Below are 15123 nucleotides of genomic sequence, written 5' to 3' on the forward strand. Positions count from 1 at the left end.
TCCAGGCCCTCGTGGCTCAGGTGCCACAGGTTCTTGTCCTTGGAGTAGTTGGTCTCCCGGGAGATCTTCAGGGGCACGTTGTGGGCCTCGGCGTAGTCGATCTCCTCGTCCCGGCCCTTGATGTCCCACTCCCGCCAGGGGGCGATGATCTTCATCTCAGGGGCAAAGCGCTTGATGGCCAGCTCAAACCGGACCTGGTCGTTGCCCTTGCCGGTGCAGCCGTGGCAGATGGCGTCGGCGCCCTCCTTCTTGGCGATCTCCACCAGACGTTTGGCAATGATGGGCCGGGCAAAGGCGGTGCCCAGCAGATAGTCCTCGTACTTGGCCCCCATCTGCATGGAGGGGATGATAACCTCGTCCACCATCTCGTCGGTCAGGTCCTCCACATACAGCTTGGAGGCGCCGGTCTTGATGGCCTTCTCCTCCAGGCCGTCCAGCTCGGTACCCTGCCCCACGTCGCCGGACACAGCGATGATCTCAGGGTTGTTGTAGTTCTCCTTCAGCCAGGGGATGATGATGGATGTATCCAGACCGCCGGAATAGGCAAGTACAACTTTCTTAATGTCAGCCATGGTGAAAACCTCCGTTTTGCTTTGTTGGACACAGTGTACCACTCCCCGGGAGAAAATGCAATAGGGAATTTGAATAAATATTCTTTAATTCAAAAATATTTAAATATATATACTCATTTTACCGATAATATTCCGTTTTTTATTCACATCCATTCATTTCCACAATTATTTTTACCTGAACAGCTATCCTACCTCCTCCTTGTGCTCTTCTAGCATCTGAGTTATAATGGATATAAAATTTTCACAAGAGAGACTTTTCCTCACGTATTGCAGAAACGAAAAATTTTTATATACGAAACGGGGGATTTGTCGTGACTGACAAAGACCAGAAACGGTTAAGTCGTTATATCGACAGCTATTACAGCAGTTATTTTCAAATGGACGCTATTTATAACGAATGGGCTTCCCATCACAAAATTCAGGATACCACTCTGTTTGTCCTTAATGAAATCAGCAAGCACGAGTACTGCACCCAACGTAGTCTCCACGCTTGTCTCGGCTATTCTAAACAGACGCTCTCCTCTTCTCTTCGCCGTCTGGAACAGGAAGGTATCATTATCCGGCAGCGCACCGTTCATGACCAGCGCAGCAATCTTATTCGCCTTACACCAAAGGGAAAGATTTACTCAGACAGACTCTTGTCCAGGCTCCACAAGGCAGAAATCCGCGCATTTCAGCTTTTAAGCCCCGACGAGTGTGAACAAATTTTGAGTGCATTTCATAAGTTGACCGATGCTCTGGCCAGTAGTATCCGCGCAGATATGGAGGCTCCTGCAGCTGATTGATTCCCAAATATAACGTACCAAAATACAAGAATTCGCGAGATAACATGTGGATAGTCATGTACTACTGCTATGCCGGTACATGACTATCCTTTTTTTGTGAATATATATGCTTTTGCTTTTCCTGATTATAGTCAATTTTTTTACCATTTCTCGTTTTGATGGCCCTCACTTCATTTGGTCAAATATTTTATTATTTCTGCATATTGAACAATTTCTTTTCTCTTTTTCTCTCATTCTCCATTTTTGAATAATAAATTTTTTTACCATATTCATAATTCTCACAATTTTATTTGTGCATTTTTTCCGTTAATAGTATTTCGTTTTTAATTGAAATTATTATTTTTAGGTATATTATTTATATTTTTTCTTGACACATTACTTCGTTTTTTGTATATTATATGCATAACGAAGCGGCGCGCAGTGCTTCACATCGCTACTCCATTCCCTGTCTGTTGTCTGGAATTACGGCAAATGACAATTATGCTCAATATCAACAAAGGATGTGAATACAGTGTCGGAACAAAATTCTTCTCCTGCCGTCCGTGACTACGATATCGATGAATATGTTCCCATGGAAGCTCGCTACTATGGTATCAAGGAGATGGCTTCCGTCTGGATTTGCGCCAACGCAAACCCTACTTCATGGTACATGGGAACCATTATTGGTGCCCTTGGGCTGGGCGGCGCGTTCCTATCCGCTATTATCAGCAACCCTCTTGTGTATCTTATCCTTGCTCTGGTAGGCGTTATGGGCTTTCGCGTAGCATCCAGTACTATGGGTTTGGTAAGGGTTCCTTTTGGTGTAGTTGGAAGCAAACTCCCCTCCTTCATCAACGCTCTTCAATTTGTTGGCTGGTGCGGTGTCAACACTTATATCGCAGCTGTTCCTCTGTCCAACCTTATCACCAGCTTTACCCACGGAGATCCAGCTTCCACCCCGATGATTGTCCTTTCTGTGGCAATTATTCTGGCCATTACCAGTCTTATTGCAATCTTCGGAGGTGCCAAGTGGATCGGTTTTGCGCAAAACCTGGCCGTTATATGTCTGATCATTCTCAGCGTCTGGATTTCCGTCCAGGTCTTCCGCACATTTTCTCTGGACAGCATCGCTACATGGACGCTTGACTCCAGGTCTGAAAATCTCTCTTGGTCCATCACCTTCGGATCCGCCATGGATTCCTTTGCCGCCTTCGGCTTCGCCTGGGTAATGGCTGTGGCAGATTATACCCGCTATACCAAAAGCAAAACAGCTGCCACTGTTGCACCTATGGCAGGCGCGGCCTTTGGAATGCTCTGGTTCTGCATGATCGGTGCGGTGAGCGCCATTGCAGTAGCCGTCCTCAACGGCGGTATTTTCGACCCAATGTCCGCTGATCTCAGCTATATCTGCTCGTCTCTCGGAATGGGACAAATCGCCAATCTGCTTATTGTACTCTCCACTATTGCAGTAAACATGATCAATGTCTATTCCGGTGGTTTCTCCGCCGCCAATGTCAGCCGCAAACTTTCCCCTAAACTTTCCATGTGTATTATTTCTGCCGGCGCCCTGCTTCTGGCACTTACCCCACTGCTTTTTGACAGCTTTTTGGATACATTTCAGATATTTTTGGGCTATCTGGGAGCAGTATTTCCTCCCTGTATTGCCATTCTGGTGGTGGACTATTACTTTATCCGCAAAAAAGAGTATGACATCACTCAGTTCCAGGCAAAGGATGGCCCTTACTGGTATTGGAAGGGCATCAATCCCACGGCCATTGTCTGCTTCCTGCTCGGTGTTGTAACGTATTTTGCAGGCCAGCAGCTTCCGTTCATCATGTCCACCATTGGTGCGGTGTTCTTCTGCTTCCTGGTAACTGGTCTGTTGTATTTTGTGTCCGCCAAACTTCTTCGCAAGCCAGTAATATAAGGAGGTTCTCCTCATGTGTTTTTCTGTCATTATCGGCCGTGATGCCAGTGCAACCGGTCATGTTATGTTGGCCGCCAATGATGATTGGCCCGGCTGCCCCGGTCATGTACATCATGTTCCCCGAAAATCTTGGACCCCTTCCGACCGGTTCATGACGGTCAAAGGCGTCCCCATCCCTCAGGCCTCCGTTACGTTTGGATATACCTACTCTTCCGCAGCATATGAAACTGGATCCCGACCTGTCTCCTGGGCAGACGGAGTCAACGACCAACGGGTGGCCGTCTCTATGCAGGGCGTGTATGCTTTTGCCAACTATCAGCGGTCAGGCGACCTGCTGGAGGCCGATGATTTGGTTATCCTGATGCTTGAACGGGGAAAAACCGCTCGGGAAGCCATCCAGCTTGCCGGTGATCTCATCGCCCGGTACGGTTTTACTGTCTCCTCTATCCCCGGCGCAGAAGGTACAGTCTGTATGGCGGTTGCCGATCCGCAGGAGGGCTTTTTTCTTGAATTAGGGCCAGGCGGATATTGGTGTGCCCGACGGGTAGATGACGATAAGGCAGAGTGCCGTCCCAACTGTTTTGGCATTGGAGAGATCGACTTTGCCGACTCTACTCGCTTTCTCTGTTCACCAGGCCTTTATGAGTTGGCTGTGGAAAAAGGATGTATCCATTCTGGAGCCCCACTGAATTTTGCTTCTGCCTTTGGCGGAGATTATTCTGAACTCAACTCAGGCTACGGCGGTGCACTTAACCCTGTCAATACGTTCCGCAAATGGGGGACCCTTCACCGGCTTGGCGGGCTGGATATCCCTCTGGATGCTCAAATATATGATTGCCGCCCGCTGCAGGCAGTGACTCGCTCTGATTTGATGGAACTTATGCGGGATACTTTGGCGGGAACCCCCTATGACCTGGCCCTCCGCCCCGAAGCCGGGCCTCATCACAATCCGTTTTGGATGGAAATAAGCACCAGCATCGCTCAAAGCGGAACTGTAATCTGTATGCTAGCCGATCTTTCCTCTGCCCTTCCTGACACGCTGGGCAGTTCTATCTGGTTTGCATTCGGAAACGTCTGTCTCTCTCCTTTCATCCCCTGTTATACTGGCGGATGCGGCCTCCCTGCCGCCTATCAGCGTGGTGAGTGCGGTGATTTCAGAGCGGAGGACGCCTGGTGGACTTTCCAAGAGACCGCTCAGCTCTGTGAGCGCAACTATGAAGCCATCGCCCCCACGGAGGTCATTCCGATCTATCACGCACTGGAGGAACAGTTTGCGCAGGACATGGAACAGGCGGAGCATCAGGCCGCCGCGCTTTTCCCTCGAGCTCCTGAGGCCGCTTTAAAAGTTCTAACTGACCTCACAGACCGTCAGTCGCTCCAGGCACTTGACGTCGCCTCACGCATTGCCAGAAAGGTAAAAGGAAAATATCTCTGCAACACTATTCTGGACTGGGTATAATCACTCCTTGCTCTTCTTTAGCAGGCAACACATTGTTGGGCCCCACACACAGCTTCTGTTTCTGTGTGTGGGGCCCAATTGTTGGTTTAGGGTATTACGGATCATTCGAAATCCAGCTACTGCCGTCGGCATAGTGGGGCACCACACTGTCCAACTTGTATTATCCTCTGCAGCCACAGTCTTATCCCGACACAAAACAAGCTCTGTCACTGCTCTCCCCCTTCCGGGTGTTTTGACCGGTCTCACCCATTAGACGGTCCGGCCGCTTCTCCGGGGCCGCCCCAAACATCATTTTTTAAAAATTTCGTGCCCGGAAACAACCCCTCGGAATCTCCCGCTGCCCGCGCCAAACAACATTTTACACTTGCAACTTATCTCATTTTCCTGTATAATGCAATGATGTGTTAGCGCGGACGGGCAGAGCTCCCCCCGCCTTCCTATTACAACGAGAGGACTGAGACATTCATGAGCGCATCCAGAGAAAAAAAGCAGCGCCAGAGCGCCGGCCAGAACCTGACTCAGAAAGAGCTCAAGGAGGCCAGGGAGGCGCAGGCCGCCAAGCGCAAAACCGTTCTGTACTGGGTGATTGGCGTGGTGGTGGTCATCCTGGTCGCCGCGCTGCTTATCTGGAACTCCAACTTCTTCCAGAACCGTGCCACCGCAGTTACCGTCAACGGCCACGACTTCACCGCCGGTGAGGTTGCCTACTATTACAACAGCGCCTATCAGCAGGAATATCAGTACTACCAGTATTCCGCCATGGGGCTCACCGGCCTGACCAACTTCAACCCCAGCCTGGACCCCAAGGACCAGTATGTGGACGAGGAACAGACCCAGACCTACTACGACTACTTCATGGAGTCCGCCCTCAACGCCCTGACCCAGGTGGCCGCCCTCACCGACGCCGCCCAGGAGGACGGCTTCTCCCTGGAGCTGTCCGAGAGCGGCAGAGAGACCTATGACGCCACTATTTCCAATATGAAGGACTCCGCCGTCACCGCCGGCTACTCCTACTCCTCCTACCTGCGGGCGGTTTACGGCACTCACATGACCACCGGCATCTATGAGAGCTGCCTGAAGCGTGCCATCATGCTCACCGAGTATCAGCAGGCTCACCAGGACGCCCTCACCTACACCGATGAGGACTTCACCACCTACTACGATGAGAACAAGGATTCCATCGACACCTTCTCCTATGAGGTCGCCTTCCTGACCGGCGCCGCCCCCTCCACCACCGACGAGGAGGGCAATACCGTGGAGGCCACCGAGGAGGAGCAGACCGCCGCCATGGAGGCCGCCAAGGCCAATGCCGACCAGCTGATGGCCGATGTACAGGCCGGCGGCGACTTCGCCGAACTGGCTGACGTCTATGTCCAGGAGAACAGTTCCAACACCTTCCGCGCCACCGAGCTGACCGGCTCCAGCCTCTCCTCCACCTATGGCGACTGGCTGAAGGATGCCGCCCGCGCCGAGGGTGACATGAGTGTGTTCGAGTCCACCAGCGGCTACTATGTGGTCCGGTTCCTGAATCGCTACCTGGACGAGACTCCCACCGCCGACATCCGCCACATTCTCATCCGGGCCGAGCTGACCCAGGAGGACGACCCTGCCACCGAGGATGTGGATGAGTCCACCGTCCCCACCGACGAGGCCATGGAGGCCGCCAAGGCCGAGGCCGAGAGCCTGCTGGCTCAGTGGGAGGCCGGCGACAAGACCGCCGAGTCCTTCGGCGCTCTGGCCGAGGAGTACTCCGACGACACCGGCTCCTCCTCCAACGGAGGCCTGTATACCCAGGTCTACGAGGGCCGCATGGTTGACACCTTCAACGACTGGATCTTCGACAGCGAGCACACCGAGGGCGACACCGGCCTGGTGGAGAACACCAACAGCGGCCAGTATGGCTGGCACGTGATGTACTTCCAGGCCTGGAATGATCCCACCTGGAAGCTCAACGCCAAGAGCTCCCTCCAGAACGACGACATGACCAGCTGGATTGAGAGCATCACCGAGGGCTATGAGGCTGTCAAGGCTGACGGCTTCAAGTACGTCGATTAATATCAGGCTTCTATGAGGGGGCGGGGCGATTGGCCTCGCCCCCTCAGGCTGTCAAAGAAGTCCTTGGACTTTTTCGACAGCCTTTAAAATGCCGTTACTTTCGCGCCGCACGGCGGCGCAAAAGTCCTCGCTCCGCTGGCCGGAAGCCTTGTACGGCAAGGCTTCCGGTGCATTTGATTCCATGCGGGGCTGGCGGCTGCCCCCTCGCGCTCCCCCGCCCCGACACAGCTCGATTCTGTTCAACCGAGATTTTTCGACACGCTGCGGGGGCGGGATGCCGGGCATCCCGCCCCCGCTTTTATCATCAGGAGGTATCCATGAAGGAACAATTTCTGCGCACGGAGATGGTGCTGGGCCCCGATGCCATGGAGCGCCTTGCCGCCGCCCACGTGGCCGTGTTCGGCCTGGGCGGCGTGGGCAGCTGGGCCGCTGAGGCTCTGGCTCGGGCCGGCGTGGGCACGCTCACTCTCATCGACCACGACGAGGTTGGCGTGACCAATCTGAACCGGCAGATCCAGGCCCTCTGGTCCACCCAGGGCCAGCCCAAGGCGGAGGCCATGGCCGCCCGGGTACATGACATCAACCCGGACTGCAATGTCTACCCCGTGGTGTCCAAGTATGAGCCTGCAAACCGGGAGGACTTCTTCTCCGTCCGGTACGACTATATTGTGGACGCCATCGACATGGTATCCAGCAAGCTGGACCTGATTCAGACCGCCATAGAGCGGGGCATCCCCATTCTCTCCGCCCTGGGGACGGGCAACAAGCTGGACCCCTCCCAGTTCCGCATCACCGATATCTCCAAGACCCAGGGCTGTCCCCTGGCCCGGGTGATCCGGAAGGAGCTGCGCAACCGGGGCATTCAGCACCACCGGGTACTCTTCTCTCCCGAGCTGCCCCACGCCACCGACCAGCGGGAGACCCCGCCGCCCGGACGGCGGAGCGTTCCGGCCAGCGTGCCCTGGGTGCCGCCGGTGGCCGGACTGATGATGGCGGGCGACGTGGTGCTCACCCTGGCCGGTCTGAATCCCGACGGCAAATAAACTATGAATAGAAAATCCCTCCCGGCGGCAGACTAGTGCCGTTGGGAGGGATTTTTTTGCATGTTCCGGTAAAAATTCGCTGTGCGCTGTCCGGCGCCGCGGCGGGCGTGGCCAACGGCTTCTTCGGAGGGGGCGGCGGCATGATTCTGGTTCCCCTGCTCACCCGCTGGTGCGGACTGGAGCAGCGGAAGGCCTTCGCCACCTCGGTGGCCATCATCCTGCCCCTGTGCGCCCTGTCCTCCGCCGTCTATTTCTTCCGGGGCGGGCTGGACTTCCAGCTGGCCCTCCCCTATCTCATCGGCGGACTCATCGGCGGCTTTACGGGCGGACGGCTGTTCCGGCGGCTGAATATGGACTGGCTGCGGCGGGCCTTCGCCCTGTTCATTCTCTACGGCGGCGTGAAGTCTCTCCTCTTCTGATGATGGAGTGGCTTCTTCCCGTTCTGGCAGGCGCCCTCACCGGGATTCTCTCCGGCTTTGGGATCGGGGGCGGCACACTGCTGCTCATCTATATGACATCCTTCGCCGGCGTGCCCCAGAACCTGGCCCAGGGGGTCAACCTGCTCTACTTCCTCCCCACCGCCGCCACAGCACTGCCCGCCCACATCAAAAACGGCTATGTGGACCGCACCGCCGCCTGGCCCGCTATCCTGGCCGGACTGCTGGCCACTGCGTTGTCCGCCTGGGCGGCCACCGGGCTGGACGTGCATCTGCTCCGCCGGTGCTTCGGAGTCTATCTTCTATATGTGGGCGTCACCGAGCTCTTCCGCAAAAAGCCGGACAGGCTCAGCTCTGAGTCCGGCGGCGGGTGAGATAGCCCTCCAGAATCAGGGTGGCCGCCACCGCGTCCACCGTCTTCTTATGCTGCTTCATCCGCTTGCCCGAGGCGTGGAGGATGTTGTGGGCCTCCACGGTGGTGCGGCGCTCGTCCCAGAGGACGGGGGTCAGTCCGGTCACCTGGCCCACCTGTGCCGCAAAGGCCCGGTACAGCTCCGCCCGGGGGCCCTCGGTGCCGTCCATGTTCCGGGGAAAGCCCATCACCAGCTCCTCCACCCCGTGCTCCTTCACCAGGCGGGCGATCTCCTCCGCCACCACCTCACTCTTGCGGCCGTGGATCACCGTGGTGTACCCCGCCAGCAGGCCGGTGGGGTCTGAAATGGCGATGCCCGTCCGGGCGTCGCCGTAGTCAATGGCCATAATTCTCATCCTTGTCTCTCCTTTTCCATCTTCCGCCTCAGAAGCGCCAGGGCAACCAGCAGGGCGGGTATCATCAGCACAATGCAAAGCATGGAGAACACCAGACTGGCCTCCTCGCTTGACAGGAGCGCATTCCCCACAGCCAGCACCAGCCCCGCAGCCATCATGACCCCGCCGCCCGCCACCTGACTTCTGCGCCAGTTCTCGTCATTCTCCATGGTCCAGTCCGTCCGCACCCCGCACCAGCCATTGCGCCGGAGCTTGGGCATCACATTGCCCAGGCAAAAGAGCAGCAGCCCCGTGACGCCGAACAGAATCCGGCTGACAGACAGCTCCAGCCCCGTCCCCAGAGCTGCGATGCGGTAGGCCTTGACCAGAAAGACCCCCGTCATCACGTTGAACACCATCAGCGCGCCGCAGCCGATGGCCAGCACCGCCGTCCGGTTTTCCGGCGCCTTCCGGCTGCTCCAGCGGGATACCAACAGAAGAAATCCCCCCATCAGCAGCGTGACCAGGGGCAGGAGCAGTGTCTCATACCTGCTGCCCCAGCGGGTGATATTTCCCGCGGCGTCATAGTGGGCAGGAATTTCCGCCGGCAGTACCAGCAGCGCTGCCAGCGTCGCCGCCAGCGGCAGCAGCATCAGGACATAAAACAGCCTCCTCCACAGTTTTTCGTGCCGCATGGCGCTCCTCCCCTGCTCCGCTGTACAGCTGGCTCAGCCAGAGCACAGCCTCCTCCAATACGGTGGCGTTCATCTCATAATAGATGTAGTTTTTCTCCCGCCGTTCCCGCACCAGCCCCGCCCGCTTCATACAGGAGAGGTGGTAGGACGCGGCGGCGGCGGTCATGGATAGCCTGGCGGCAATCTCCCCCGCCGGCAGCTCTCCGCCCCGCAGCAGGAGCAGAATCTCCCGCCGCACCGGGTCGGACAGGGCCTTGAAAATTCCGGGGCCCTCCACGGCGCTCCCCCCTCTGGCAAAGGTATTTCAAATTTTCTTTAAATAGATTCTATCAGGCGGAGCGTCCCCTGTCAAGCGCGCCTCCGCGCCGGAAAAATCAAAACTTTTTTTGAACTTATGCTTGACTTTCCGCCTTCCCTGTGCTATTCTACTCTTACCTATGAAAAGGGCTTTTTTTGTGCGCATTTTTACGGTGTAATGACGTGCAAACCCTTTTGCCGCCCAGCGCGGGCATAGGGAGGCAGAGGATGCCGAATCCGCACCGTAGCGTATAGGGGCATAGTATATCTGTGCCAGGACGTTGCTGGATTCGGCATATTGGGCCGTATCCGGCATTTTTTATGTCCGGATCGCCCCAAAATGAAAAAGGAGGTGCCGACAAGTGGCAAAGGCAGGCAACCGGGTGAAGGTCACCCTGCGCTGCTCCGAGTGCAAACAGCGCAACTACAACACGTTCAAGAACAAGAAGAACACTCCTGATCGTCTGGAGCTGAACAAGTACTGCCCCTTCTGCAGAAAGCACACGGTCCATAACGAGACCAAGTAATGAGCTTACAAGCAGCTCACAAGAAAGAAGGGTATATCTGAATGTCTGAAAACGAGAAGATCGAGCAGGCCGGCCAGGCGGATGCCGCCAAGTCCGCACCCGCCAAAGCCGACAAGAAGGCGAAGGATGAGAAAAAGTCCAAGCCCGGTTTCTTCAAGCGCGTGGCCAAGTGGTTCAAGGAAATGAAGAGCGAGCTGAAGAAGGTACAGTGGCCCGGTTGGAAGCAGGTTGCAAAAAACACCGGTATCGTAATCGCCTGCGTTATCGTGGTGGGCATCTTCATCTGGGTTTTCGACGCCCTGGCCAACGCCATTGTGCAGGCGCTGCTGAACCTTTTCAACCCCGGCGCATAAAGGAGTAAATCATGGCTGAAAGTGCAAAGTGGTATGTTGTCCATACCTATTCCGGCTATGAGAACACCGTTGCCGCCTCCATCGAAAAGGCAGTTGAGAACCGCAACATGCACGACCTGATCCAGGAGGTCAGCATCCCTCTGGAGACGGTCACAGAAATCACCGACAATGGCCCCAAGACCGTGGAGCGCAAAGTGTTCCCCGGCTATGTGCTGGTGAAAATGGTGATGACCGACGAGACCTGGCATCTGGTCCGCAATGTCCGCGGCGCCACCGGCTTCGTCGGCTCCGGCAACAAGGCCATCCCCCTCTCCGATGAGGAAATTGCCGCCCTTGGCGTGGAAAAGCGCGAAGTGGTGATTGGCTACGCGGTGGGCGACAATGTCCGCATCACCGACGGCGCCCTGAAGTCCTATCTGGGCACTGTGGACGAGATCGATGTGGAGCACGAGAAGGTCCGCATCGTGGTGTCCATGTTCGGCCGCGAGACTCCCGTGGAGCTGGACCTCGACCAGGTAGAGCCTGTCGAGCTGTAAGCCCCGAGACGCGGTCCCCCGCGGCGCTGCGCCGCACGCCATGCCCGGCATGGCATATCCCCCGCACGTGGGAGGCGTCTGACAGACGCCGTTCCAACCACATTTATCGTAGGAGGTGCTGTTTCAAATGGCACAGAAAGTTACTGGTTACGTGAAGCTGCAGATTCCCGCCGGCAAGGCGACTCCCGCCCCCCCCGTCGGCCCCGCCCTCGGTCAGCACGGCGTGAATATCGCCGCCTTCACGAAGGAATTCAACGAGCGCACCAAGAACGACGTTGGCATGATCATCCCCGTGATCATCACCGTCTACGCCGACCGCTCCTTCACCTTCATCACCAAGACCCCTCCCGCCGCCGTTCTCATCAAGAAGGCCGCCGGCATCAAGTCCGGCTCCGGTGTGCCCAACAAGACCAAGGTGGCCACCATCAGCAAAGAGGACGTGCGCAAGATCGCCGAAACCAAGATGCCCGACCTCAATGCCTCCAGCATTGAGTCCGCCATGAGCATGATCGCCGGTACCGCCCGCTCCATGGGCGTCCTGGTGGGCGACTAAGCGAAGGAGGTAGCAGGAAATGTTTAGAGGCAAGAAATATCAGGAGAGCGCCAAGCAGATCGACAAGAGCGCTCTGTACGATACCGCCGAGGCCATGAGCCTGGTGGTTAAGACCGCTCCCGCCAAGTTTGACGAGACCGTCGAGCTCCATGTGAAGCTGGGCGTTGACTCCCGTCACGCCGACCAGCAGGTCCGCGGCGCCATCGTCCTCCCCCACGGCACCGGCAAGACCGCCCGCGTCCTGGTGTTCGCCAAGGGCGACAAGGCCGATGCCGCCCGTGAGGCCGGCGCCGACTTTGTCGGCGAGATGGACATGGTCCAGAAGATCCAGCAGGAGAACTGGTTCGACTATGACGTGGTCGTGGCCAGCCCCGACATGATGGGCGTTGTGGGCCGTCTCGGTAAGGTCCTGGGCCCCAAGGGCCTGATGCCCTCCCCCAAGGCCGGCACCGTCACCCCCGACGTGGCCAAGGCCGTCAAGGAGATCAAGGCCGGTAAGGTCGAGTACCGTCTGGACAAGACCAACATCATCCACTGCCCCATCGGCAAGGTCTCCTTCGGCGCTGAGAAGCTGACCGAGAACTTCAACGCCCTCATGGGCGCTATCGTGAAGGCCAAGCCCTCCGCTGCCAAGGGTCAGTATATCCGCAGCTGCGTGGTCGCCTCCACCATGGGCCCCGGCGTGAAGATCAACGGCGCCAAGCTGATGTAATGTTCGCCTGACGAGCAGTATCCAGGGGGATTTTCCCCCTGGATACCTGCCCCCGGGAAAAATTTTTTCATTTTTTGGTTGACAACCCGGCTTCGGGCTGTTATACTATTTTTCGTGTTCAGAGACAGCAGGTTGTGCTCGCACAGTAAATCCTGCCGAGAATGCAGTATAGACGTTTGTTTTGTGCTGTTTTGTGTCTTTGGACGCGAAACGGCACTTTATTTTTCTGGAGGTGAATCCCACATGCCTAACGCAAAGGTTCTCAGCGAGAAGCAGGCCATCGTGGCCGAGCTGACCGAGAAGCTCAAGGGCGCCGCCAGCGGCGTTCTGGTGGATTATAAGGGCATCACTGTGGCCGAAGACACCGCTCTGCGCGCCGAGCTGCGCAAGAACGACGTGGAGTATGCCGTCGTGAAGAACACCCTGGTCCGTTTTGCCATCAACAACTGCGGCATGGAGGCCCTGGACGACGTGCTCAACGGCACCACTTCCCTGGCCATCAGCCACAGCGACCCCATCGCTCCCATGCGCGTGGTGAACAAGTTCTCCAAGCAGTTCAACGGGGCCAAGTTCACCATCAAGGCCGGCTTCATGGACGGCAAGGTCCTGTCCCTGGACGAGGTCAGCGCTCTGGCCGAGCTGCCCTCCAAGGAGGTTCTGCAGGCTCAGGTCCTGGGCACCATGCTGGCTCCCATCACCAGCCTGGCCATTGTCATCAAGGCGATTGCCGAGAAGCAGGGCGGCTCCGTGGAGGAGACCGCTTCCGCCGAGGCGTAACCCCTGTCCCCGCATCACTACCATACTTCAAGATATTTATTTTAGGAGGTAACATATCATGGCTTCTGAGAAGATTACTGCCCTCATCGAAGAGGTTAAGAGCCTGACCGTTCTGGAGCTCTCCGAGCTCGTCCACGCTCTGGAGGAGGAGTTCGGCGTCTCCGCCGCCGCTATGGCCGCTCCCGCCGCTGCCGGCGCTGCCGCTCCCGCTGCTGAGGAGAAGACCGAGTTCGACGTCGTTCTGGCTGAGGTCGGCGCCGAGAAGATCAAGGTCATCAAGGCTGTCCGTGAGATCACCGGCCTGGGCCTGGCTGAGGCCAAGGCTGTCGTCGAGTCCGCTCCCAAGGCTGTCAAGGAGGGTGTCTCCAAGGACGAGGCCGAGGAGCTGAAGAAGAAGCTCGAGGATGTCGGCGCCAAGGTGGAGCTGAAGTAAGTCTCCCCCACTTCACACAGCATCAACCCGGACCTGCGGCAAAACCGCAGGTCCGGGTTTTTCTCTCTACACCTACTTTGATCATAGCAATGAGGCGGGAACATCTCAAACGATGTTCCCGCCTTGCTTATTACTTACAATAGTAATTATATTTTCCTTCGGCCCACTCTAATATAGCCTCATACGGAACTCCATCTTCTGGTACATAGGTCACTCCGTCAATTTCTAAGGCACTTGAGCCAAAAAGAATTACAATTTCGTGGCCATTTATTACTTTTTCCCGTGGATTATAAGTAAAACGATAAAGCCATTCTTGGTTAAATTCTTCGTCTGATGGTACAATCCTCATATCTGCAACAGAGGTTATTATACTATAACTAAAGAGTGGCTCATTTTCCTGCTGTTCTGCAGATTCTAATTTAACAACTGGGGCAGTACGGATTTCTTCAAAAATGCTGCTCTCTGCTTCAGCTGATTTACAAGCTGAAAGCAATAAGCAGAAGGAGCATAGCATGATAATGAAAATATATACTCTTTTCATATCTTAATTCTCCCCTTCTTTTCAAAACTCTAAGTTGCAAAGCACTTTCAACATAATAATAGTCAAAAAGACATGTAAGGTCAACAGCCTTACCTGTCTTTCCGTCCTTAATCACATATTATTTTCAATAGAAATAATAAATCCGAACACATTACCCACTTGCATAATGTAGTTCGAGTTATTAATATTGGGAAGGGTCGGTTAAAATCGATATTTCCTCATAGCAATATAAAACCGCCGCCCAGCGGCGAACCCAAACCGGAGCCCAGCGATAGCGGGTCCGGTTTGGAAGCGAGGAGCAGCAGAATGAGCGCGCGACGAGCTTTGCAATGAAATGAAAAAACTCGTCGCAAGCGATATGACGCTTGCGACGAGCTGGTACGGCTGAAGGGATTCGAACCCCCGACCTTTTGGTTCGTAGCCAAACACTCTATCCAACTGAGCTACAGCCGCATATTCTCTTGTTCGTCTCTCACTGAGAGCTTATCTATATTACCACATGAAAGAGGAAAATGCAAGCACAAAAATGAAAAAAGAGAAAAATATGCAGGGACAAGACAATAGGCTTCTGAAACCATCTGATTTCAGAAGCCTATTGGTGCAGTTGAGCAATCCAAATCCGAACCTGTTTTCTGATCGGCCAATGCGGTTTTGAGGTCATCAAAAGTGATGGTCGTTGTCCCTTCCTTGTAGTT

16 protein-coding genes, 1 tRNA gene and 3 pseudogenes are annotated in these 15123 nt (G+C 55.6%); 14 read left to right on the plus strand and 6 right to left on the minus strand.

The features are described 5' to 3' along the window. On the minus strand, positions 1 to 572 hold a 572-nt coding region (locus tag QZY67_RS09625; protein WP_295369881.1), incomplete at its 3' end, for an argininosuccinate synthase domain-containing protein. A 311-nt stretch (positions 573 to 883) separates the two neighbouring features. Here QZY67_RS09625 and QZY67_RS09630 point away from each other — a divergent pair. The 7 genes and pseudogenes from QZY67_RS09630 to QZY67_RS09660 form a co-directional block, all read left to right on the plus strand. After that, a complete protein-coding gene (locus QZY67_RS09630) occupies positions 884 to 1357 on the plus strand; it encodes a MarR family winged helix-turn-helix transcriptional regulator (protein ID WP_295369882.1) in 474 nt (157 codons plus the stop codon). Positions 1358 to 1868: 511 nt separating this feature from the next. Then, positions 1869 to 3263 carry a cytosine permease gene (locus QZY67_RS09635; protein WP_295369883.1) on the plus strand — a complete coding sequence of 465 codons (1395 nt, stop codon included), beginning with the start codon at positions 1869 to 1871 and terminating at the stop codon, positions 3261 to 3263. A gap of 13 nt (positions 3264 to 3276) precedes the next feature. Further along, complete coding sequence (locus QZY67_RS09640) at positions 3277 to 4722, plus strand: C69 family dipeptidase (RefSeq protein WP_295369884.1); 1446 nt, start codon at positions 3277 to 3279, stop codon at positions 4720 to 4722. A gap of 465 nt (positions 4723 to 5187) precedes the next feature. Continuing rightward, on the plus strand, positions 5188 to 6777 hold the full coding sequence (locus QZY67_RS09645) for a peptidylprolyl isomerase (protein WP_295369885.1): 1590 nt from the start codon (positions 5188 to 5190) through the stop codon (positions 6775 to 6777). A gap of 317 nt (positions 6778 to 7094) precedes the next feature. Continuing rightward, entirely contained in the window at positions 7095 to 7820 is a 726-nt protein-coding gene (locus QZY67_RS09650; RefSeq protein WP_295369886.1) for a tRNA threonylcarbamoyladenosine dehydratase, read from the plus strand. Positions 7821 to 7855: 35 nt separating this feature from the next. Then, positions 7856 to 8212 (plus strand): annotated as a pseudogene (locus QZY67_RS09655) (sulfite exporter TauE/SafE family protein); the annotation flags it as partial. After that, positions 8110 to 8631, plus strand: a pseudogene (locus QZY67_RS09660) (sulfite exporter TauE/SafE family protein); the annotation flags it as partial. The pseudogenes QZY67_RS09655 and QZY67_RS09660, both read left to right, overlap by 103 nt. Here the strand turns inward: QZY67_RS09660 and ruvX are convergent. The 3 genes and pseudogenes from ruvX to QZY67_RS09675 form a co-directional block, all read right to left on the minus strand. Beyond that, on the minus strand, positions 8606 to 9025 hold the full coding sequence (gene ruvX / locus QZY67_RS09665) for a Holliday junction resolvase RuvX (RefSeq protein ID WP_294536965.1): 420 nt from the start codon (positions 9023 to 9025) through the stop codon (positions 8606 to 8608). The pseudogene QZY67_RS09660 and the gene ruvX sit on opposite strands and share 26 nt — an antisense overlap. Further along, positions 9022 to 9699: an SdpI family protein gene (locus tag QZY67_RS09670; RefSeq protein WP_295369887.1), complete on the minus strand. Its 678-nt coding sequence runs from the start codon at positions 9697 to 9699 to the stop codon at positions 9022 to 9024. Before QZY67_RS09670 ends, ruvX begins: the two co-directional genes overlap by 4 nt. A gap of 28 nt (positions 9700 to 9727) precedes the next feature. Then, positions 9728 to 9976: pseudogene (locus QZY67_RS09675) on the minus strand (autorepressor SdpR family transcription factor); the annotation flags it as partial. 382 nt (positions 9977 to 10358) lie between these two features. Between QZY67_RS09675 and rpmG the strand changes: the two are divergent. The 7 genes from rpmG (at position 10359) to rplL (ending at position 13887) form a co-directional block, all read left to right on the plus strand. Beyond that, complete coding sequence (gene rpmG / locus QZY67_RS09680; protein ID WP_006574556.1) at positions 10359 to 10523, plus strand: 50S ribosomal protein L33; 165 nt, start codon at positions 10359 to 10361, stop codon at positions 10521 to 10523. A gap of 41 nt (positions 10524 to 10564) precedes the next feature. Beyond that, positions 10565 to 10876, plus strand: coding sequence for a preprotein translocase subunit SecE (gene secE, locus QZY67_RS09685; RefSeq protein WP_294536958.1), 312 nt, complete (start codon positions 10565 to 10567; stop codon positions 10874 to 10876). Between the two features lie 11 nt (positions 10877 to 10887). Continuing rightward, positions 10888 to 11412 carry a transcription termination/antitermination protein NusG gene (nusG, locus tag QZY67_RS09690; protein WP_294536955.1) on the plus strand — a complete coding sequence of 175 codons (525 nt, stop codon included), beginning with the start codon at positions 10888 to 10890 and terminating at the stop codon, positions 11410 to 11412. A 127-nt stretch (positions 11413 to 11539) separates the two neighbouring features. Then, the gene (gene rplK / locus QZY67_RS09695) at positions 11540 to 11965 is read left to right on the plus strand and encodes a 50S ribosomal protein L11 (RefSeq protein WP_295369888.1); all 426 of its coding nucleotides are present in this window, start codon (positions 11540 to 11542) and stop codon (positions 11963 to 11965) included. Between the two features lie 19 nt (positions 11966 to 11984). Beyond that, positions 11985 to 12677: a 50S ribosomal protein L1 gene (rplA, locus tag QZY67_RS09700; protein WP_295369889.1), complete on the plus strand. Its 693-nt coding sequence runs from the start codon at positions 11985 to 11987 to the stop codon at positions 12675 to 12677. 243 nt (positions 12678 to 12920) lie between these two features. Then, positions 12921 to 13454 (plus strand): 50S ribosomal protein L10, encoded by a 534-nt coding sequence (gene rplJ / locus QZY67_RS09705; RefSeq protein ID WP_295369890.1) that lies wholly within the window; start codon positions 12921 to 12923, stop codon positions 13452 to 13454. Positions 13455 to 13512: 58 nt separating this feature from the next. Next, entirely contained in the window at positions 13513 to 13887 is a 375-nt protein-coding gene (rplL, locus tag QZY67_RS09710; protein WP_295369891.1) for a 50S ribosomal protein L7/L12, read from the plus strand. Between the two features lie 130 nt (positions 13888 to 14017). Here rplL and QZY67_RS09715 read toward each other — a convergent pair whose 3' ends face one another. Beyond that, complete coding sequence (locus tag QZY67_RS09715; RefSeq protein ID WP_295369892.1) at positions 14018 to 14428, minus strand: hypothetical protein; 411 nt, start codon at positions 14426 to 14428, stop codon at positions 14018 to 14020. Between the two features lie 376 nt (positions 14429 to 14804). Next, a tRNA-Arg gene (locus QZY67_RS09720) sits at positions 14805 to 14881 on the minus strand. Positions 14882 to 15123 lie beyond the last annotated feature (242 nt).

The sequence above is a fragment of the uncultured Pseudoflavonifractor sp. genome, from assembly GCA_904419835.1.
Lineage (GTDB): Bacteria > Bacillota > Clostridia > Oscillospirales > Oscillospiraceae > Pseudoflavonifractor.

Coding starts and splice junctions, on each gene's coding strand:
- QZY67_RS09640 (WP_295369884.1), top strand. CDS start 3,277: ATGTGTTTTTCTGTCATTATCGGCCGTGATGCCAGTGCAACCGGTCAT.
- QZY67_RS09670 (WP_295369887.1), bottom strand. CDS start 9,699: ATGCGGCACGAAAAACTGTGGAGGAGGCTGTTTTATGTCCTGATGCTG.
- nusG (WP_294536955.1), top strand. CDS start 10,888: ATGGCTGAAAGTGCAAAGTGGTATGTTGTCCATACCTATTCCGGCTAT.
- rplJ (WP_295369890.1), top strand. CDS start 12,921: ATGCCTAACGCAAAGGTTCTCAGCGAGAAGCAGGCCATCGTGGCCGAG.
- secE (WP_294536958.1), top strand. CDS start 10,565: ATGTCTGAAAACGAGAAGATCGAGCAGGCCGGCCAGGCGGATGCCGCC.
- QZY67_RS09645 (WP_295369885.1), top strand. CDS start 5,188: ATGAGCGCATCCAGAGAAAAAAAGCAGCGCCAGAGCGCCGGCCAGAAC.
- ruvX (WP_294536965.1), bottom strand. CDS start 9,025: ATGAGAATTATGGCCATTGACTACGGCGACGCCCGGACGGGCATCGCC.
- QZY67_RS09715 (WP_295369892.1), bottom strand. CDS start 14,428: ATGAAAAGAGTATATATTTTCATTATCATGCTATGCTCCTTCTGCTTA.
- QZY67_RS09650 (WP_295369886.1), top strand. CDS start 7,095: ATGAAGGAACAATTTCTGCGCACGGAGATGGTGCTGGGCCCCGATGCC.
- rplA (WP_295369889.1), top strand. CDS start 11,985: ATGTTTAGAGGCAAGAAATATCAGGAGAGCGCCAAGCAGATCGACAAG.
- rplL (WP_295369891.1), top strand. CDS start 13,513: ATGGCTTCTGAGAAGATTACTGCCCTCATCGAAGAGGTTAAGAGCCTG.
- rplK (WP_295369888.1), top strand. CDS start 11,540: ATGGCACAGAAAGTTACTGGTTACGTGAAGCTGCAGATTCCCGCCGGC.